Origin of the sequence: Bifidobacterium sp. W8103, from assembly GCF_016100775.1 — a bacterium.
Lineage (GTDB): Bacteria > Actinomycetota > Actinomycetes > Actinomycetales > Bifidobacteriaceae > Bombiscardovia > Bombiscardovia choladohabitans.
Map to the genome: position 1 here is coordinate 334,507 of NZ_JACFRV010000001.1, position 20,962 is coordinate 355,468.

Genomic DNA, 20,962 nt, shown 5'->3' on the forward strand with positions numbered 1-20,962 from the left:
CCTACTCCGACATCTCTTCTACTCCACCATCACTGTGGCCAGCAGAGCTGCATGATCCGATCCCGCTATGGGTACGGCCTGCAGCCGATTGGCCCTGATGTCACGGTCCACCACAACATGATCGATGGCCGCCAACCTGGGCAAGGGGGCCCTGTCGGCCGGCCAGGTCATGCTCATGCCATGTCCGGCCTGACGCGCCCCGTCGCTGAACCGCTCCCCCAGCATGTCTCGGAATACCGCATGGTCATAGGTGGCGTTGAAGTCGCCCATCAGCACGTATCGCGTGTGCTCGTGCTTTCGCAGTTTCCCCAGGTCGGACACGCTGCGTCGCCAGGCGTTCCAACTGCCCGGTTGCGGCGAGGTGGTATGGACCGAGACGAATCTGACACTGGTCTTGCCCCTGCCGAAGTCGATGCTGGCCGCCGGCATCATGGAGGAACGGGAACCCACGTCGTCCTTTGAGGGTGACTGCATTGGCGCAGCCGTCCAAAGACCATTGGCGTATTCCTTCGAAGATGTGGAAAGCTGCTCGTGGGGCAGGTAGCGGTCGATACCGGCCTTGTGCAGACGGTCCACAAAACCCTCGCTGACCTCCTGCAGAGCAAGCACCTCGACCCGGTTGTCGCTTACGGTCTTGACCACCTGATTGGCATCGGCCTGACCCTTGTAGACGTTCAGCGTCATGACCCGGGCCACATCATCGTACCTGTCGGAATGCTCAAGAGCCATGAGCTGATCGGCTCGCCCGTTGAGCTGGGACCCTTCTTGATAGAAGGGATACTGCCAGTAGACATTCATGGCCAAGGCGGCGATAAGAACCAAAGCCGTAAACCATCTTGAAGCCATCAGAGCCAGGACCAGGGCCAGCAGGCCCAAGAGGATGAACCAGGGCGTCAGAGCGGCCAGGTCCGGCAGGTATGGGATCGATGACAGCCATGCCGGGCAGGCACGCGCCGCTAGGGCCACCAAACTGACCAGGGCAAGCAGCCTGGCTGTCCACCCAAAGACATGCCTTACTACGAAGGACTGTCTGAATCTCGCCATGGTCTCCTCCAGCAAATCATCGCCGACCCGGTCCCCCTTCCGAGGAATGCACAGTCAGCTCGGCCGTTGAGCAATTGTAAACCACGACCGTATGGCGGGCAGGTATATCAACCTAACTTCTCCAGGAAGAGCACGGTGCCAGCCCGCACAGCAGCGACCTGCCCAAGTCCCACCTCGTGGTACAGTAGTTTCCGTTGCCCCGGTAGCTCAGGGGATAGAGCACTTCTCTCCTAAAGAAGGTGTCGTGCGTTCGAATCGCATCCGGGGCACCCTGTATTTGCCAACGAAGTAAATATTCAGGATAATAAAGAGTTGCATATTCGCACATGACTGACGAGTCTGCGCAAATATGCACTTGAAAACCTGCTCTGGATACTGTCCGGCTCGATCACTGTTGATAAGCCTAATCAGAAAGGAATACCGTGCCTCATCAAATGCACCAGAAAGAGGATGTAGAGGATAATCTCCTCAACTGGAATGACAGGGCGGTTGTGCATGCCAACGGTGGCTATGGAGACCTTGACGCATTTGCGGATGACCCATCGGCCCTGTCGTCAGTAACCCTGCGAGATCTGGAGGTCTTGAAGCCCCATCTGCCCGAACACAGCATCAAAGGGCTGCGCCTTTTGCATCTGCAATGCCATATAGGCTCTGATACCATCTCGTGGTGGCGCTTGGGAGCACGAGATGTATATGGACTGGATTTCTCTCCCACCTCGCTGGATTATGCCAGGAAACTGTCTGAACGGGCCGGCGCATCCATAACCTATGTTCAAAGTGATGCTCGTTGCGCTGCCGATGCCATGCCCGAGCAGAAAGGCTCATTCGATGTAATCGTCACCAGTTGCGGAACCATCACCTGGCTTCCCGATTTGAAGGACTGGGCTCGTTCAATCGCCTCTCTTCTAGCAGACGGTGGAATATTCATGATCCGCGACAACCATCCACTGCTTTTCGCCTTGAACAATGAGGGCATGTCGATAGTTCAAGATTATTTTGGCGGAACAGAAACGACCTACGAGACGGATCAAAGCTACACGTCAGCAACCGACTCGCTCGAAGATGGGACAAAACCCCAAATTACCCACACCACCAATCACAATTGGGCTCATGACTTCCAGGAAATAAGCGGCGCTCTTCTGGATGCCGGACTGACTATAGAGGCCATCGGCGAGCATAATGTGGACGACTGGCAGTCACTGCCAATGCTTGAGTACAGTCCAGACCTCCAGGGATGGATCATGCCCCACGATCAGCCTCAAATCCCCCTGACCTTCTCGATGGTAGCCAGAAAGAAAGCCTGACCGAGCAAGTACGAGCGTGGTTTTGTTGAGACATGGCCTGACTTGGTCCGGCGGCCCGTTCAACAGATTGGCTGCTGTTAATTCCGTTGCAGCATAAGTTGCGCAACGGAATTAACAGCAGCATTCCATACCGAATTACGATAACGCATTATCGTTCACCTTCGATCCCGCCAATGTCGAGAGACAGATCCGTGGAAGGCCGAGATGTAAGAATGCGCAAAACGCGCATTTTAGAAATGCGTTTATGCAGGTAAGCCGCTGGCGCCGACAGCCCAATCACTCCTGTCAGTCATCCGCCCTGCTTGAGTCTGCGATACTTCATGGGTGTCATGCCCGTGCTTTTCTTGAAGGAGGCGCACAATGAGGATTCGGATGTGAAACCGCACTGCTGGCAAATCTGTCGTATGGACATCCCGGTGTTTACCAGCAAATACTGCACTGCATGAATCCGGGAATCCACCAGGTAGGCATGGGGTGTGATGCCGGTCTCCTGCTTGAACAACCGAATGAAGTGGTACTCGCTCAGAAAGACCCGTTTGGCCAGCTCGGAGACGGTGAGCGGCTCATACAAGTGGGAGGACACGTAGGCGATCGTGTCCTCAACCACCTCCTCCTGCTTTCGTTTGAAGGAGCGCGGCTGCTCATCGGCAAACTCGGTGAGCAGATCGGTGATGTATTTGGACATCCTCGCTTCCGAATAGCCGTTCTCCGCCGTCATTAAAGAAGTGATGGTCCGCATCCGCTCCAAGGCGTAGGTCTCGGAGGAGAGCATGAAGATGTTGCTCAGCTTCCTGATGATGTAGTCGTAGTAGGGCCGGGCCATGATGCCGTCGAAGTGGAGCCATTGGGCGGTCGTCGGGACATCGGTGCCGTAGGCATGGTGTGCGTAGCAGTTGACCAGCGCAAATCGGCCCTCCTCGGCTACGAAGGACCCTTCAGGCAGGTCCAGTGTCAGCCTGCCGCTATCGATATGAATGATCAGATAGCTGTCAAAGGATCGTCGCTCCAACCTGTAACCGGGTTCATATGAGAATTTGCCCACCCGTAGCGGATAGAAAAATGTTGTTCGCGCGATAGCCGAAGGGGTGTGAATCAAAAAGTCAGAGGCATTGACATCGATGCCGTGTTCAGCAGGCTTCGCCACGATATATCCTCCTTTCCGCACAAACCACATTCCCCACGAATCATGACAGCCGCTCCTGGCTGGCCACCGTCAAACGATGCCAGGAATACACGCATGCAACCGGCAGCCTCAACCTTACGCATGAAGCCACGAGACAATACATGCATCAAGCCATAGGACGTCGTCCTTGCTGATACAGCAAGGCCGTTGCCTCATACCCAAACAATACAAGGCAACGGCGGTGTTTCCATTTACTTTATGAAGATCAATGTACGTTGAAGCCCTGCTGCTTACCGTATTCCTTCAGGTGCTTCTGCCAGGCATCCACACCCTGCTTCAGAGTGATCTTCTTGTCGGTGTAGGCGGAACCGACGTCGTCAGCGAATACGGTCCGCGCATAGACCTCGAAGGGCAGCGTGGCGTGGCCAGGAATCACATCGCTTGCCGCCTTGGCCAGAACCTCGTTATACTTCTGACCGCCGAAGTATTCGATGTCATCGCCCTTGGTGTTCTTGACGGTGGTGGCCTCCTTGAACTTCTTCGATTCGGTGGTCTTCACATCGTCGGGGAATGAACCGCCTGCCACGCGAGCGTCAATGCTGGCCTGGTTCCGCGAGATGAAATCAATGTACTTATAGGCTGCATCGGTCTTCTTGCTTGAATCCATAATCGCCAGCGACGAACCGCCATGGTTGGAGTTGACCGCAGATCCATCCTGGGTGGGCATGGTAGTGACCCTCCACTTGCCAGCTTGGTCGGGTGCCACGTTGACCAGCGTAGTTGGAATCCAGCAGCCGATCAGCGCAGAGGCGAGCTTGCCATTGTTCAGGCTCTTGTTCCAGTCCTCGGTCCAGATGACGGTCTTGGTGTCGACCAAATCCTCGTCGATCATCTTCTGCCACCACTTGATGAAACTCTGAGTCCCCTTGTCGGAATCGAGGTTGATGGACAGATCCTTGCCGTCTGCGGACAGCTTGTAAGGATGCCCGTTGGCCTGCCATATCATGGCGTCGAAGAAGCCCGCGTCACCGGAATCGGCAGCGATGTAGGAACCCACCGCCCGAATCTTCTTAGCAGCCTCGTAATACTGATCCCAGGTCTTGATCTGGGTCGCATCAACGCCAGCCTTGTCAAACACATCCTTGTTGTAGAAGAAGGCCATGGCTCCAGAACCAAAGGGCAGTCCGTAGGGCTTTTTGTTGACCAGAACCGAATTCCAAGTGCCGGGATTGTAGAACTTCGAGTAGCCCTTGGTCCTGTCACTCAGATCAGTCAGCCGATCATTGATGGCATACTGGCTCAGGGCATAAAGTTCGATTTGCGCCACATCGGGTGCCCCCTTGCCTGCCTGGAAGGCGTTGTCAAGCGCCGTGTACTGCTCCTTGGCTGTCCCGGCGTTCTGCAGCTTGATCTTGATGTTCGGGTACTTCTTCTCGAACTCCTTGGTTGCGGCCTTCAAGGTGGGCTCCCATGCCCAGACGTTCAGCTCCACATTCTCGTCGCCACTGCTCTGCTTGCTACCGCCGCAGGCGGTGACGCCGAGAAACATGGCCAGCACGCCGGCACAAGCCACTAGGCGCTTCAACCCTTTTGCATGTTTCATTACATCACTCTTTTCTCTTAGTGCTTTCCATCAGCTTTTATTGGGATGAATCCTTGCCGTATGACAGACGAGAGACTCCCTTCCCGGCCACTCACCTTGCGATGGCTTAAGTGACCGCAATTTTCAAAAATTCATTTATTCCTTGACTGCTCCTGCAGCCAGTCCGGACTGCCAGTACCGTTGGAGAATCAGGAAAGCGATCATCAGAGGAACGACAGTGATCAGCGATCCGGTGATGACGAGATTCTGTATGGCGTGACCGCCGGCAGTGTTGGCCTGGTTCTTCCATTGGTTCAGCCCGATGGTCAGGGGGTACCAATTGGCATCCTTCAGCATGATCAGGGGCAGGAAGTAGTTATTCCAGGTGGCCACTATGGCGAACAGGGCCGTGGTTACGATTCCGGGAGCCAGCAGGGGCAGACTGATGGTCAGGAAGGTTCTGAACTCCCCTGCACCGTCAACCCTGGCCGCCTCCAGGAGCTCTGTGGGAACAGCCTGCTCGGAGAATATCCACATGAGGTACAGGCCAAAGGGACTGATAAGGCTGGGCAGGATCATGGCCCAGGGCGTATTGGTCAAGCCCATCTTGGCGAACAGAAGAAACTGCGGAACAGCCAGGGCAATGCCGGGCACACTGATGGAACCCAGCACGACCGCGAAGACTGCCTTGCGGCCAGGAAAAGCGAACTTGGCCAAGGCGTATCCGCCCATGATGGCCAGTACGGTTGCGCCACCCGCTCCCACAACCACGTAGAGCAGCGTGTTCAAGAGCCAACGTCCGAATATGCCGTCCTCATAGGTGAAGACCGTGGTTATGTTGTCCCAAAGCGCGAAGGTGTGACCAAACCAAAGACCGAAGGTCGAGGTGAAGTCGGACTGCGTCTTAGTGGCGTTGACGATCAGGTAGGCGAATGGAAACAGGCAGTATAGCGCGAAGATGCCGGTAACCAGCGTCAGGGTCATCGAGCGACGAGGGTTCGCGGGATTGGAGAATCCGTTTTTTGCGGCGCGCTTGCGTTCCGCCCTTTCATCCCTGGCTACTCGCTTGGCACGTCTGCGTTCACGCGCCCGAATCGCTGAAGGCGACTCATCCAAAATGTCAGAGGTCATTTCATCTGCTCCTTCAGACTGTTCAGCTGGACCGCATACGCGATCGCCATGGTGATCACCGCCATGACAATGGCCAAGGCCGCGGCATAATTCGACTGGTTGCCCGCGAAGCTCAGACTGTAGGCGTACATATTCGGCGTGTAGTAGCTGGTAATGGTGTTCCCAGGCACCATGTTCTGCATGATCGAGGGTTCATTGAACAGCTGGAAGGAGCCGATGATGCTGAAAATCACGGTGATGGCCAGACTTCCACGCAACTCCGGCATCTTGATCCGCCTGACGATCTGCCATTCGCTGGCCCCGTCGATTGCCGCCGCCTCATAGAGCGAATGCGGAATCGTAGACAGGGAGGAATAGAAGATCAGCATGTTGTAGCCGGTGTATTCCCAGGTCACGATGTTGCCGATAGATACCAGAAGAATATTGGAAGCCAGCAGGTCCAGATGCAAGCCGGTCCATGAATTGAAAGAGCCGACCAGTCCATACTTGGCCCCGTACATGAATCCCCAGATCAGCGTGGACACGACGGCAGGAACGGCATAAGGCAGGAAGGTGGAAATTCGGAAGAACTTGGTTCCGTGCAATCTCATGGAGTCAATCGCCAGAGCCAACAGGGCTGCCAGAAAGAGGCAGAGCGGCGCCTGGATCAGGGTAAAAGCACTGACACGGCCGACCGAACTCCAGAAATGACCATCTGCGAACAAACGTTTGTAATTGCTGAGCCCGGCGAAAACCGTGCCCCCGACCATCCGTTTTTCAAAGAAAGAAATATAAATTGCGTAGATGATCGGGATGATGAACACCAGCAGGAAAGCCACAGCGAAAGGCCCCATGAACTTCCAACCGCGCCAATCCCGTCTGTGCTTGTTGACGGTGCTCGACTGCTGATTGTTCGCGACATCAGCTGGCCCTGCCGCCGATTTGGAAAATGTCATTATTCTCCTTTGAGATGTCTGATTGCGTGAACCCAACCCCCTACTGTCAACAACGACGAAGAAGAACTGGGTCAACAACCCGGAATCGAGGGAACGGACGCCCCTGCAACTGGCCGTTGAGCATCGAGATGTCAGAAACTGTCAGCCATTCAGACAACTCTGTTGAATGTAGATGTTTTGCTGTAAAAGGTCACGATTGTTTTTCATATGCACACATCCTTGTGCCTCTTTTCATTACGTTGATAGTACAATCATTAACGTACTTTCAGTCTATAAACAAATAGAACGCTCCGTACATGAAAACTGCTATCTAATATCGAAATATTGCTTTCACTGTAAGGGGTTTGTCGTCTGACTACCTGAAAGCGGTTCCGGTTCGCCAATTGCAACTTTGGTGAACCAGAACCGCACAGGGTGTTGGAAGACAAGACGCCCGCGGTACCCTTATCGTCTGCTTGACAGGTACCGCCTGCCGAGCAATGCCGCGAACGACGTCAGCGCCAGAGCTCCGACCAGCAGGGCTACCGAGATTATGGAGGCTCCTGAATGCGCGAGAACCGCATGTGAAGGTCCACCGAGCGGAGAATGATTCCCGTACACACCGCCAGCGCCTGTACCGGACGCATTCCGCCCGGCGGCGTTTACCCAAATACTGAAGCTGGCGTTCACTCCACGGTAGGCCACGACAACGGTCTTTTTGCCGGCCACAGTAGAGTCAAAGCCCGTCACCGACAGTTCGGGATCGTCCAAGGCCAAAGACCTGACTTCGACGCGATCCTTATCCTTGGAGATGTACACAGCGCTGACCGCCAATCCGCTTGGGTCAAACCGCTCGCCGATGGCATAGCTGGTCTTCGTTGGCGGGACGACCTGCAAACCCTGCAAATCGTAGGATCGGTAGCGGACCGAGTAGACCCTGGAGCGCGAACCGTCAGCAGAGGTGACGGTAATCAGGCTCTTGCCTCCAATCCCGGTTCTTTCATCAGTCCGAACCACCTTGGCTGCGTTGTCCCTGCTAAAGGCCTGCAAGACCGGGTTGCTTTCGGAGCCAACCGGCAAATCGACTACATAATCATTGCGATCGGACGAGAAATCTGTAATGGTTTGTCCGTCCAAGCGCAGATCAGCCAGGTTGGCATCATTGCCTGGCTCAGGCTCGAAGGCCGAAATACTCTCCGTGCCGTTTACCTCAATCTCGGCCACGTTGATATACGTTTTGGTGTCCTGGAGACTGTTGACAAGCCGCACCGCCTTTGCCTGGACAGGGCTGGCCAGGGTGAAGGTCACCGTAGGCGCATCGGCTTCTGTGGAGGCATCAGTACCACCGGCCTGGGGAAGATACCATCCCGTCTTTGTTTCCAGCCGGTGCCAGTTGTCGGATTGATCGCAATATTCCAAGGTCTGCGACTTTGGCCAGGATGCTCGCCCATCCCAGTGGAAGACGGTCTTGACCTGGCTGATAGTCCGGATTTTGTCGAAGTTGAAGGTGGCTGTCGGATCGACATCCGAAGATGCCGACTGGGTGGACCACCCCGAGGCGACATGTCCGTCAATGGCTTTTCCAGCCGTATCACCATCCTGGACGTTGACTGAGAAGTGGGTGCCGGCGCCCCAAGCCAGATTTCTGACCGGGCCTACCCATGGACGGGCCCAGGCTTCGATTTCCGCCGCATCCATCCAGGCGTTGTCTACCGTGTTGACGATGCGGACCTTGCTGGCCCCTACCATCCCTGCTGCCTGGAAGGTCACGGTCTGACCAGGCTGCGGGTTGTTGACGACCTTCCCCAGCGGCTTCCAGTTGGCACCATTGTTGGTGTATTCAGCCTTGGCCGACACCGGCGGATGATCCTTGTATGTGATGGCCACCCGATCCAGCTGACGCACTTGCCCGAAGTCAAGATTGGCAGTTGGGCTATGGCGGTAGTTGCCGGCCGAATTCCATGTCGCCCAGGCTTCCTCCCGCATATTGCCATCAGTGAGTTTCCTCCACTGATCCTCCTTGCCATACTCAACGTCCTGGTCGGTAACGGTCAGGTTGTAGCTGACATCAGCCACATTCTGTGGTTTGGCCGCCTCCAGGTAAAGGCTGAAAGACAGGGGCAGGGAACGCTCTCCGCCTATGGCCAGGGTACCTTTCACAGGCACCACATCACCCTCGTGCGCCCGGTCCAGCTTTCCTTGAAGATCAGCCCAATCCCAGCTGACAGCATGAGGATCGACCTTGATAGACGGCGAAGCCTTGACATGGGCGTAAACTGTGGTGGATTCCATCGCCTTGCGGGCCTCCTGGGCATCTAAACCGAAGAGGATAGTAGCGGATGCAGGATCAGTCACGGTAAGATCACCCACGAAAACCGATGCCTGGCAAGGGAATGTATTGCCAAAGAAATCAGTGGCAACACCTTGAACCTGATAGGTTCCCTCTCTACCTACATCAACGGCCTCTGTTTTCCAGACCACAGGTACTGGCTCCCCCTGACCCCAGGAATAATAGGGAATCACGGTTTGAGGCATGGCCACGGATCCGCCAAGTGGCACCTGGACCGTGGTCTTCTCGGCGCCTGTCGGCTCCGTAGACCGGAAGTACCATCCTTGGTTGTCAGCACCGGTCGATTCTGCCACAGCGATCGTGGCACCCGCATCAGTCCGCTGGCCAGTCACGTCCAAGGCAACCTTATCTGCCTGGTTGACCAGGCTGAAGGTCTTGCCGTTTTCCGTATTGAGCATCCAGATGAACCGTGCATCGGTACCGATGGATGCCCTGGTACCCGCCCGCATCCGGCCGTCCGCGCAAAGGAACCTGCTCCCGTCTGCAGAAGAGATCAGGTACCGAGGCAACTTGGGACTGCCGGCAGAGGACTCGACGCTGTGGACGGTGAAAGCCTGGGCTCGTCCCTGATCCGGATTCTTGGCCATACCTTCAAGCATGAGAAGACCATCGGAGGACGCGGTGAGCATCTTTCCTGACTGCTGCCCTTGAAGCTGAATCGTGCTGCCATCCTTGACCTGGGCCTGCGGGGAGACCCCGGATACGCCGGTGAGCTGTATGGAGGCGATGGAACGAGCCGGCAATTTGACTGTGGCCGTCTTGGCTGCCGCATCGATGGTGACTCCATGCGGCTGCTCCTTATTGGAGTACTTGTTCATATAGCTCATATCAGCCGTGTATATATCCTGCTGATGATCAGGTTCGGTGGTCAGGAAGAGCTTTCCGCTCGCGTCGGAATCGATGCTCCCGTAGTTTGACAGATCGATGACCAGCGTCTGCGGCTGATTGCTGCCGTTACGGTGTATCACCGTCTGGGTCTTGCCATCTGCCGAGCTGGCGGTCATATTGTCCTTGGTGGCGTTATTGGCGGTGATGAAATCCCCTGGATGAATGAATTTGGTGTAGGCGCGAACAGCATTGTACTTCGCGTTGACCACGATCCGGCAGGGGCGAATTCCCGAGGTCTGGCCTCCATTGTTGTCCACTTCCCTGCGAGAGTAGAGCTTGCCGTCAACGCCGGCGACCGAGCAATCATAATCGAGAAAGACAGTGCCCCAATTGGTGTCCTCCCCCTTGGGATTGGCACTGTTGCCATTCATATCCTTGTCACCAGTGGCCACGTTGTAAAGGTCCTCGCCGATCTGCCAGAAGGTGTAATCCCTGGACTGCAAGGCGTAGACATCGGCGTTGATCTTACCGGCCATGCCCAAGGCATTGTCGAAACCATAGGGATTGAAGCCTCCGGATTGCCAGGAGCCATCCACCTCGCTCATGGACAAGGCTTTGCCATCCCCCTGGGCAATGTCCCGGGCAGCCCGCTGGCGGTTGGTGCCATACCCGTGGGTGTTGTACTGGCCGATGGCATCCCTGACATCCTGCGGATAGCGATGGTAGGAATCGACAAACTGGCCTGAATCCGTCGCATCGGTAGCTGAAACCAAAGTCTGCTGCAGGCCTTCTGCATCCAGAGCCGATCTGAGCGCGCGTATGGCATTGCCAGCTGTCCCAGTATCGACATGCATACCCTCCTGGGGCTTTTTGACCTCGGTGGTATACGGCGTGACAGCCTTGTTCTTACCCTGGTAATACCGATTCCAGTATCGGTCGATCAGAGCCCTGTCCTCGGCTGGCCAGGCATCCGAAGCCCGGCCTCGCGGCGAACTCCAGTATCCGGTCTCCGACTCGTTGAGAGGCTCGACCGTATTGATCCCAACCCGGTTCCCATTGTCAGCCTTGAGCTGTGACAGATGCCGGGTTACCGCAGCCAGATACTGAGCGAATTTGTCCGCATCCGCAAGGTTGTTGGCATTCCCGCTATCGCCCCCGCTCACATACCCGCTTTCCGTCATGAACCAGGGAGCCGCGTTTGCTGCAGCTTCGACATGGTCGATGTCATGGTTCTGAGCTCCCCTTTTCAGCCACCACTCCTGAGCCTTGACGTCGCGGGCCTGCGGGGAATCAGAGGAGGCGGATCCCCACACATAGGAGGCATCGCTGTGAGGATCGAAAGCCCGATCAATGCCGGCCTTGTTGGCCATCGTTGTCGCCAGACCGCCGTAAAGGCCCAAGGAGCCATCCGGGTCCTGGGCCCAGTAGCCGGGCATAGCGGCTCCCTGCCGCATGAACGGATAGCCATATGCCACGTCCGAGGCATTGCCACCGCCTATGTTGTAGCGAGCCTTGTTGAGACCAAGACCCTCCTTACCGAAGATGCTCGTATAGAAATCCTCACGAAGTTGCCGCCCATAGGCCAAAGCCTTGGCATCGGTCTGAGGGTCTCCGCTGGATTGACTGATTGAACCGGGTTCTCCATAGTTGCCTGTGGCATTGGCAAACCATGCCAGGGAAGTTCCCCAACCCTGGAAGGGGCCATCGGCATACCAGGGATTCGGCGTCACATTGATTGTTTGTTCATCCTCCGATGCCATGGCTGGAGTCGCCATCGATGCACCAGTCAGAAGAACGGCCCCTGCCATCAATCCTGCAAGGACCTTGTGGGATATGCTCATGTCCTGTACCTTCATTCTTCTCTGAATAGTTAGACTGTCCACCCAACGGCTCATCCCGGGGTCCTGGCATTTAAGGCGCCATTGCTACAAGATAAGGACCCTGTCACGAGACATGATTACGTGCACTGCTCTGTCGCATATCATGCCATGCGGAAGTGGCTAACTTCCAACCACCTACATATGAGCCGGACGGGAAGACTTCCGTTTGCCTATACGGTAAGCCCGGGAATCGGGCATTTCCCCTGCATAGCAAGAAGATGATATTTGTTGCCGAAATCCAGCAATGCCCGCCAACTGCATCCTTAGACCGGTTGAATCTTGGAACCATTCCATACGGAGCTCTGCACAAGGGATCCAGAAAAGCAGCCAAGGCGAGTCCCAGGACCACACCCGGGGGGACATCGAGATGGAATTCAACATCCGCCCGTCCACAACAAAAATCCTGCGGCAAATGGAGACAAATGGACTGGTCATCGACACGCTGGCACCGGTCTCCCCCCCCCCCCCGCTGCTCGGCAGGACCGTACAGAGGTGGGGCACCATCAACGGTTCCAGCACGCCTTGACCTGCTGCTGATCTTGACCGCCCTGCGTCAATCTCAGAAACCGCAACGTGCTTGAGTGATGGTGGCCCTCAGCCCACGTCCAGGAAAACCCTCATCTTGTTTTCGCCACGGTTGGACCAGGCAAAATAGGGGAATCAGAATGGCTTCGGACTGAGGATCATCAAGATACACCCCAGCCTGGAAAGTGAAAGGCTCGACTTTCACGCGGCTTGCATCACCCGACAAGGCGTTGCCGTCCGGATGCTGCAGGTGCAGGTTGGCCCCGTTGTCCCTTTCCTCGGCGCAGTAGACTATGGGTCCCCCAGCCACCGCCACCTTGCCCGCATCCCGGCTGACCAAAGGGTTGGCGGCAACGGCACGCAATGGCATTTCGAAGTGGATGTCGATCCGATCGCCCTGTTCCCAGAAACCGGAAGGGTGGAGGTACAGGTACCCCTAGTCCACCCGTCGGCTGACGGCATCCGAAGAACCTTGGCCTGTGTGATCTGTCACCGCATCTACGGACTGCATGGGGACGTCTATGACATACCCGAGCACCGAGGCGGTGCCCATATCATGGATCGGCCTGTCAAAGGCTATGGGGCATGATTGGCGACCCGGTCGCATCTATCTCCGCCGCCAATATCGAACGCATCACTGAGGGCGTACACCAGACCCGCTACCCCAACGAGTCCATACTGGCTCATGAATTCGGCCACACCATCCACCTGCTGGGCAACATCGAGGAGTACTTCACCACCCCGACCGCAATGTAGTTCAACGTGATGGCCAAAAGCGCCGACGACACCTGGGACGGCGTCCGAGGTCCGCTCAACACCAGGAACGAGCTGCGCGAATACGACCCGACCGGCTACGACCTGCTGGCGGACATCTATCCGCAGACCACACTGCCCTACCCTTGGAACACAAACCCGGTCAACCACGACTACAGCGGACATATGGACCAGCTACCATAAAACGTGTAAATCAACATAAGAGGAGGCAAGAATCACATGCTTGCATTGACTATCGCCAACATGTTGATCACCTATCCTCATACACACCTGTATTTGACAAATATGAAAATCAACAAGCTGGTGTATTTCGCACAGGTTGAATGCCTCCGGATACACAGGCATAGGCTTTTCGACGAACCTGTACAAGCCTGGGAAAGCGGCCCCGTGGAACCGAGCGTTTATGCAGCATTCAAAGAGTATGGCCCAAATCGGATAACTGCCCCCGCTATAATAGATGCGCATGATCAAACCGATTCTTCAGTCGGACTCCGAGCAGCGAAAAACGTAGTTCAAAGAGTTGCCACTTTATACGGGCCATTGGCAGCCTTCGAACTTGTGGACTATTTACATCGCGACGGTTCAGCCTGGAAAGCTGTATATGAATCCGGCAAGAACAAAGAAATTACTGAAGAAGCCATGCTCCGCTCTCACGATGGCATTGATCATCCTGATTTGCGGAGAACCCTAGCCGGAGGTGTTCGTGCAGTCGATGAGCGATTCCCAAATGCGCTGAAACTGCTGGAAGACACATAAGGCAACACTGCAAGGAACAAGCCGACAAAAGAGCCGTCTTGCAAGATTCGTCTTCTTAGGTTTTCAGAATGGGTATCGAATTGGATATTAACGACTCAGACGAACCTAAGCGCAATGGCATGTATCGCTGGGTACAAGAAATGGTCAGTAGACAGACAACATTCAATGAACAGGCCGCACGACTCAGAAATGCAGCCAGACTCATATGAATTTTCTAGCAATTGTTTCTGTATTGGTAAATAGCCGGTAAGAAAACAATGTGACAAGCACACGCCTTCAGAGACTTCCTCAAAGCAGATCACAATTCCTGTTGAGATTTCATGATTAAAGCGGGTAGGAACCGCATGCATGGCGCTATTCGATTAATTAGGAGAATGACGGCTAATCACATAACTATAGCCAGAATTCGACCACGAAAGATACAAACTGGCAAATATTTGTATTTCTTAAATAAAGAGCTAAACTCGTTTTATTTAATTACCGCTCATCTGAGTTATGAAACTTAAATCAATTAACACTGTTGTGAACCCTCCTCTACCTGCCTAAGGAGAACTGATGAAGAAGACAAAGGCTTTTGAGCAGACGGACTTTAATTCGACAGTGGCGCATCAGCGGGATTCCCAAGGACACTTGGTACGGCTCACGGCATCGCCAGCCCGGTTCCATAGTGAAGCAAGAACGGCTGGCGCCATCTGGAAAAAACAAATAATCGCCCTTGTAGCAGTTTTGATGAGTGTGGCCCTGTTCTCAGGCTGCCAGGGATCGAATCGGTCAGAGCCGTCCGTGGAACAGGTCTCCAATTACCTGTCATCTTTGACAAAGTACGACGTTTCTGGTGACGGCAACGTCACAACCATCTCCGCGAACAAGTCGGGAACCCTGTATGTACTCGCACAGCGGGCCGATCTTAAGCAGACAGAAGCCGGGCAATGCAAGGTGAACGGACAAGCCATGCAGCGTTCTTCTTCAAACTTGAATTATCCAGCAGGCGACGGGCAGAATTTCTTCCCCTTCGCAAAGATTGACATTAAACAGGGTAATCCGCACAAACTCTCATGCGACCAGCCGAATGGTGTCAAATTGCTTGCATTGCTCGATCCACATGTTCGGAGTTTGCCGAAGCAGGCCGCATAATTCCGGGGACAGCATCCTACACTGATCCGGCACGTCGCCCCATTGATGCAATGGAGAAAGTACGACGCAAAGCCCTGCGGGTATTCATCACATTCGCAACGGCCGTATCAGCACTCGCTCCAGCAGTAGTGGCCCGCATTCAGTGCGGATCGTCCCCGGTGACAAGCTGCTACCTAAACCCCCGTCAGTGAGATGGCATCAATCAAAAGCGATACGAATCTGAGAATAAATTCTCTCACTTGCGTGGCCTGGGGCCTATTCAAAAAGCCATTGATATCCTTATCCACACCTACAACGTTCAGACGTAGGCCGAGTCATATCGCATTCCCCAGCGAATATAGCAAAGTACTGTGAAGAAGACAGCGTCATGGGCCCCACTAGCAATGCTAGCAGGGTAGAAAATCCTCCAGGCAATCAGCACCTATGGCAGATGTTCAATGCCCAATCAATCAGCCAATGGCACACAAACCATCCGGATTACAACCATGATGCGTTGTATCTAACGGGGGCAATACGGCATGCCCGCCGGTTCCATTACCATCACCTCTTTGTGGAGATGATGGGGCTGTCGGCGCCTGCGAGGATCCGCCGCCTCCGCCGCCTCGATTCCCAGACGGCCGGTATAAAGGCCGACGGGATTGCGCGTTGCTCTTCCGACCATTGTTGGAGGATGTTGGCCGGCTTTGGACGGTGCCGTGCTGTTGCGCCTGGGCAGCGGCCTGCTGGTCTACCTGGCTCTTAGCCTGCATAGAAGCGTTCACCCGATCAGTTGCCACTTGTAACGCGCTCACTGCGTCCTGATAAGCCTTTATCTCGCCTCCCGTAACCTGGTCAGCCTGATCTATGACCTTCTGCAAATTGTCACGAACGGTATTGTCAGCCACCTTCCCATCGCTGTCCTGCAACAGTTTCTTTGCTTCGTTTATTTTGCCACTCAGAGCAGCCTTCGCATCATCGAGGGTCTTGGCGTCGCGGGAAGCCAGAACCGCATTGGCAGCCTTGTATACAGCGTGGTACCCAGCATCTAACTTCTTAGACTTGTTGGCAGTTGCTTCCAAACTCTCTGTTGACATGGATGTCTTGCATTGGAGAGTCTGCGGGCGAAGACTGCCGACAGCCTTGACGCTCCGGTTCATAGTTTTTATGGTCTTCACGTCCTTCACTTGGTCGGCCCGCACAGCTACGGCTTCATGATATCTGGCCAGCTGAGACGGTCTTGTGAGCCCATGTAAATTGCTAACAGCTTGCGAACACGAGGAAAGCGCCGAATCATGTTGGCGATGCTCATAGGCACGCCAGGCGAAAACACCAGCCAAGGCCAGCACCGACACTACTACCACTGCAATTAAGGGAATCATCCATTTCGGACGACGCTCCTTCGCTTCGTCAGAATTAGGTTTGGACTTGTCCTGATTATCCATTTCTGCGAGCCGCTCTATTCCCCGATTCATATCGTTCACAATCAATTCTGTCAATTCACTGTTACCAAATTTAACAATTACCGCAGGCTGGGTGGAGGGTACCTGCATATATCAATTAGCCAATGCCACAAGCCTCACCCTTTTTGCAAGGGCTGGGAGTTTTATGTTGTTCTATCCATTGGCCCCAATCAATACCTCCATTACCTTTTTGTGGGGCTGATAGGGCTGCCGGCACCTGGGAGGATCCGCCGCCTCCGCCGCCGCGGTTGCCGGACGGCCGGTAGGATGGCCTGAGGAATCGCGTAGATCCTTTCCGCCCATTGCTGGAAGAGGCCTGACGGCGTCGGGCGGCGCCCTGCTGCTGCGCTACCTGGGCGGCGGCCTGCTGGTCTGCCTGGCTCTTGGCCTGCATGGACGCGTTTACCTTATCAATGGCCGCCTGTAAGACGTTCGCCGCATCCTTGTACTTCTTGACCTTATCGCCCTTGACCTGGCCACCCTGATCGATGGCCTGCTGCAGGCCGTCCCGAGTGGCATTGTCCGCTACCTTTCCGTCGGAATCGCCGAACAGACTCGACGCTTCGTCCTTCTTTGCATTCAAGGCCGTCTTCGCATCCTCAAGGGATTTCGCGTCCCGAGAGGCTAGAACTGACTTAGCCGACTTGGATACGGCCGCGTATTCACTAGCAAGCTTATTGGCCTTGCTGGCTGCAGTTTTCAACTCACCGGTGGACATCGAGGCTCTGCACTGCAAGGTAGGTTGCTTCAGCTCACCGACGGCTTTCACGTCGCGCGCCATGACCTGCACGGTCTTCGCATCCTTGACCTGCTCCGTTTTCACGTATGATGCTTCACGGTAGCTGGCCATCCTGGACGGATCTGTCTTGTCCTGCAGGGTCTTCACCGCCCGGTTGCAGGAGTCGAGCGCCACACCATACCGGCGGGATTCCACCACACGCCAGCCCACAAGACCAGCCACAACAACCACCACAGCCACCACGACGACAACCACCGGAACCAGCCACTTTGGTCGCGGTCTGCCCGACGGGGCTTTCCCATGATCCGGCATGGTCGACGGAGGCGCCGAAGCCTCACCTTCAACCGAATCGGACACACTCCCCAGGCCCTCAGCCCCCTCATCTTTTTGATTCGTCATGAAACAATCCTTCTTCTCACTTGCGAGCACCATCGCCTTATCCCAGAGTAACCGACCACGTAAAGCTAGAGTGTCCTCACGTATATAAACCAGTCATCCTCAACTCAGCCACTTTCGATGTAAACAGTGATGGTTCGTGGCTGATCAGTATTCGACCAACTAGGAGTTGGGCACGAGCCCCTACCAAAGTCGAGAGAATTTCTTTTTCCCAGTCATCACGCCACCGTATAAAAATTGGGAGTACTTTTCTCAGCCAAAATGCCACACTTGCAATTCAATAAGTGACCGTATTTTGAGCTCAGACACAGAGGACAACTGGATTAGCGTCCTATCTTCCTAGTGTCATCGCTGATGTTTCCTTTTCCATTCCACTACCGTGAAGAGATGCCTTCATGTAGCGTCAGCGGGATGGGAAACCTTGCAAGCAACCGGTCCCGCTGGCAAATTCTCAATCAATCAGCCAATGCCACAAGCCTGACCCTTTTGGCAGACTGGTTTTCCTCCGTTTGTCGTATTCCCTTTTGACCATTCCTCAAACGCTTGTTCCGACCAATTGTCCTGAGCTGGAGCCGAAGCGGATCCGCTGTCTCCGCCGCCCTGGTTGCCGGACGGCCGGTAGGATGGCCGGCGGGTTTGCGTGGAGCCTCTCCGCCCACTGTTGGAGGAGGCCTGACGTCGCTGGGTGGCGCCCTGCCGTTGCGCCTGCTGCTGCGAGGCCTGGGCCTGCGCGGCCTGCTGGTCGGCCTGGCTTCTGGCCTGCATGGAGGCGTTCACCCGGTCGATGGCCGCCTGCAAGGATCCAGTCGCATCCCGGTAGGCCTTCGCCTCATCACCCTTGGCCTGGCCGGCCTGATCGATGGCCTGCTGCAGGCCGTCACGGGTCGCATTGTCGGCCACCCTCCCGTCCGAATCGGCCAGCAGCCTCGACGCCTCGTCCTTCTTTGCGTTCAATGCCGCCTTCGCATCATCAAGGGCCTTCGCATCACGGGACGCGATCACCGCCTTGGCCGCCTTGTCCACGGCCGCATATTCACCGTCCAGCTTTTTGGCCCTGCCGGCCTCCGCGTTCAGCCCGTCGGTGGACATGGAGGGCTTGCACCGGATTATCCGCTGCCTGATCCCTTCGGCGTCCTTCACGCTGCGCGCCATGGCCACCACGGTCTTCGCATCCTTGACCTGGTCGGACTTTATGCCCGCCGCCTCACGGTACTGCGCCAACCGGTCCGGGCCGGTCTTGTCCTGCAGGGCCTTCACCGCCCGGCTGCAGGAGTCCAACGCCGCACCATGCCGGCGTGATTCCACCACGCGCCAGCCCACAAAACCAGCAACAACCACCACCACAGCCACCACCACGGCGACAACCACAGGAACCAGCCACCTCGGACGCCGCCTGCCCGAGGGGGCTCCTCCACCCTCGGGCACGATCGCCGCAGGAGCAGAAACCTCACCCCCGACCGGAGCAGACACACTCCCCAGACCCGCAGCCCCCTCATCATCCTGATCCGCCATGACCATCCTCTCTCTTCATCCGCGCGGATTGCGGTTGCCCTCCTCCGGGGCAACCGCCCGCACAAAACTCAAGCCTCCTCCTGCACAAAAGCAAGCCGTTCCTATCTGAAACACTCCCTGTAAAACCAAAGATCAATCCTGACCAATGAAATCTTCTACTCGCATAGGGATTGGATATACAGCTCCGGCAAATAATAAAGAGGTCTCTTTGCCCAGCCAGTCTCACCAGGAAGGGGAGTCGGCACAGATCCTTGGCATATACAGGACCTCCAACCCGAACTCCGAGTACATTCCCGCATGCAATTTATTTCGCAATGACGGCTACAACAGCTGACAGCAACCGTCACAACCACCGCCTTGCCCACCCAGCGTCCAAGCCTTCCAGGAGTCATCAGTTATGTTTCCCCTCCACTATCATGAAGGGGACGCCCAATATGGTCGCCCACAAACAACGCCGGCGGGATGGGAGACCTCGCAAGAAACCGGTCCCGCTGGCAAATTCTCAATCAATCAGCCAAGGACACACACGCCAGCCGAATTACAACCATTGCCGCCTGTAGTATTCCCTTTAAGTCTGTCGCGCCAATTAGATCCGTCGCTTTGTGGTGCTGACGGTACCGCCGGCGCCTGTGAGGATCCGCCGCCCCGGTTGCCAGACGGCCGGGAGGCGGGCCGGCGGGATTGCGTGGAGCCTCTCCGCCCACTGTTGGAGGAGGCCTGACGGCGCTGAGCGGTGCCCTGCCGTTGCGCCGGCTGCTGTGCGGCCTGCGCCGCCTGGGCTGCGGCCTGCTGGTCGGCCTGGCTCTTGGCCTGCACGGACGCGTTCACCCGGTCGATGGCCGCCTGCAGCGCATTCGCCGCATCCCGGTAGGCCTTCGCCTCATCCCCCTTGGCCTGGCCGGCCTGGTCGATGGCCTGCTGCAGGCCGTCACGGGTCGCATTGTCGGCCACCTTCCCGTCCGAATCGGCCAGCAGCCTCGACGCCTCGCCCTTCTTCCCGTCCAGGGCGGTCCGGGCATCCTCTAGGGCCTTCGCATCACGGGACGTGATCACCGCCTTGGCAGCCCTGGCCACAGCCGCATATTTGCCGTCGATTTTTCCGGCCTGGTCGGCCGCCTCTTTCAGCTCACCGGTGGGCATGGAGGCATTGCACCGGATCGTCTGCTGCCTGATCCCCTCGGCGTCCTTCACGCTGCGCGCCATGGCCACCACGGTCTTCGCATCCTTGACCTGGTCCACCTTTACACCGGAAGCCTCCTGATACTTGGCTAACTGCGCCGAGCCGGTTTTGCCCCGCAGGGACCTGGCGGCCTGGTTGCAGGATTCAAGCGCCGAATCATGCCGGTGAGACTCCACTAGATGCCAGCCCACAAGACCAGCCACAACAACAACTACGACTACTGCCACCACTAACGGAACCAGCCACTTGGGGCGCCGCTTCCTAGACGCGGCTTTCTCATCTTCTAGCACGACCGTCGGCGGAGACGAAGCCTCGCCTTTAACTAGATCAGACGAGCTCTCCAAGTCCGTA

16 protein-coding genes and 1 tRNA gene are annotated in these 20,962 nt (G+C 56.0%); 6 read left to right on the forward strand and 11 right to left on the reverse strand.

Going from position 1 to position 20,962, the window contains the following annotated elements:
• Positions 1-18: 18 nt before the first annotated feature.
• On the reverse strand, positions 19-1,044 hold the full coding sequence (locus H3U90_RS01340) for an endonuclease/exonuclease/phosphatase family protein (RefSeq protein ID WP_198176741.1): 1,026 nt from the start codon (positions 1,042-1,044) through the stop codon (positions 19-21).
• A 196-nt stretch (positions 1,045-1,240) separates the two neighbouring features.
• Between H3U90_RS01340 and H3U90_RS01345 the strand changes: the two genes are divergently transcribed.
• Positions 1,241-1,313: transfer RNA gene (locus H3U90_RS01345), tRNA-Arg, on the forward strand.
• A 165-nt stretch (positions 1,314-1,478) separates the two neighbouring features.
• Positions 1,479-2,348: a class I SAM-dependent methyltransferase gene (locus H3U90_RS01350; RefSeq protein WP_232340631.1), complete on the forward strand. Its 870-nt coding sequence runs from the start codon at positions 1,479-1,481 to the stop codon at positions 2,346-2,348.
• A 289-nt stretch (positions 2,349-2,637) separates the two neighbouring features.
• Here H3U90_RS01350 and H3U90_RS01355 read toward each other — a convergent pair whose 3' ends face one another.
• The 6 genes from H3U90_RS01355 to H3U90_RS01380 all read right to left on the reverse strand — a co-directional run bounded on the left by H3U90_RS01355 (position 2,638) and on the right by H3U90_RS01380 (position 13,051).
• Positions 2,638-3,492 (reverse strand): AraC family transcriptional regulator, encoded by an 855-nt coding sequence (locus H3U90_RS01355; protein ID WP_198176743.1) that lies wholly within the window; start codon positions 3,490-3,492, stop codon positions 2,638-2,640.
• Positions 3,493-3,736: 244 nt separating this feature from the next.
• A complete protein-coding gene (locus tag H3U90_RS01360) occupies positions 3,737-5,074 on the reverse strand; it encodes an ABC transporter substrate-binding protein (RefSeq protein ID WP_198176744.1) in 1,338 nt (445 codons plus the stop codon).
• Between the two features lie 135 nt (positions 5,075-5,209).
• Complete coding sequence (locus tag H3U90_RS01365; protein ID WP_198176745.1) at positions 5,210-6,184, reverse strand: carbohydrate ABC transporter permease; 975 nt, start codon at positions 6,182-6,184, stop codon at positions 5,210-5,212.
• Entirely contained in the window at positions 6,181-7,119 is a 939-nt protein-coding gene (locus tag H3U90_RS01370; RefSeq protein WP_029677855.1) for a carbohydrate ABC transporter permease, read from the reverse strand. The genes H3U90_RS01365 and H3U90_RS01370 overlap by 4 nt, the downstream gene beginning before the upstream one ends.
• Positions 7,120-7,563: 444 nt before the next feature.
• Positions 7,564-12,117 (reverse strand): discoidin domain-containing protein, encoded by a 4,554-nt coding sequence (locus H3U90_RS01375; RefSeq protein ID WP_198176746.1) that lies wholly within the window; start codon positions 12,115-12,117, stop codon positions 7,564-7,566.
• Between the two features lie 598 nt (positions 12,118-12,715).
• Positions 12,716-13,051 carry a glycoside hydrolase family 127 protein gene (locus H3U90_RS01380; RefSeq protein WP_232341289.1) on the reverse strand — a complete coding sequence of 112 codons (336 nt, stop codon included), beginning with the start codon at positions 13,049-13,051 and terminating at the stop codon, positions 12,716-12,718.
• 215 nt (positions 13,052-13,266) lie between these two features.
• Between H3U90_RS01380 and H3U90_RS01385 the strand changes: the two genes are divergently transcribed.
• From H3U90_RS01385 to H3U90_RS01400, 4 genes are all read left to right on the forward strand, one after another.
• A complete protein-coding gene (locus H3U90_RS01385) occupies positions 13,267-13,437 on the forward strand; it encodes a hypothetical protein (RefSeq protein WP_198176747.1) in 171 nt (56 codons plus the stop codon).
• A 9-nt stretch (positions 13,438-13,446) separates the two neighbouring features.
• Positions 13,447-13,638: a hypothetical protein gene (locus H3U90_RS01390; protein WP_198176748.1), complete on the forward strand. Its 192-nt coding sequence runs from the start codon at positions 13,447-13,449 to the stop codon at positions 13,636-13,638.
• Positions 13,639-13,674: 36 nt separating this feature from the next.
• A complete protein-coding gene (locus H3U90_RS01395; RefSeq protein WP_198176749.1) occupies positions 13,675-14,211 on the forward strand; it encodes a Panacea domain-containing protein in 537 nt (178 codons plus the stop codon).
• Between the two features lie 555 nt (positions 14,212-14,766).
• Positions 14,767-15,345, forward strand: coding sequence for a hypothetical protein (locus tag H3U90_RS01400; protein WP_198176750.1), 579 nt, complete (start codon positions 14,767-14,769; stop codon positions 15,343-15,345).
• 449 nt (positions 15,346-15,794) lie between these two features.
• Here the strand turns inward: H3U90_RS01400 and H3U90_RS01405 are convergent, their stop codons facing one another.
• The 4 genes from H3U90_RS01405 to H3U90_RS01420 all read right to left on the reverse strand — a co-directional run bounded on the left by H3U90_RS01405 (position 15,795) and on the right by H3U90_RS01420 (position 20,838).
• Positions 15,795-16,874: a hypothetical protein gene (locus H3U90_RS01405; protein WP_198176751.1), complete on the reverse strand. Its 1,080-nt coding sequence runs from the start codon at positions 16,872-16,874 to the stop codon at positions 15,795-15,797.
• A gap of 7 nt (positions 16,875-16,881) precedes the next feature.
• A complete protein-coding gene (locus H3U90_RS01410; protein WP_198176752.1) occupies positions 16,882-17,922 on the reverse strand; it encodes a hypothetical protein in 1,041 nt (346 codons plus the stop codon).
• Between the two features lie 456 nt (positions 17,923-18,378).
• Positions 18,379-19,431 (reverse strand): hypothetical protein, encoded by a 1,053-nt coding sequence (locus tag H3U90_RS01415; protein WP_198176753.1) that lies wholly within the window; start codon positions 19,429-19,431, stop codon positions 18,379-18,381.
• A 510-nt stretch (positions 19,432-19,941) separates the two neighbouring features.
• On the reverse strand, positions 19,942-20,838 hold the full coding sequence (locus tag H3U90_RS01420) for a hypothetical protein (RefSeq protein ID WP_198176754.1): 897 nt from the start codon (positions 20,836-20,838) through the stop codon (positions 19,942-19,944).
• Between the last annotated feature and the right edge of the window lie 124 nt (positions 20,839-20,962).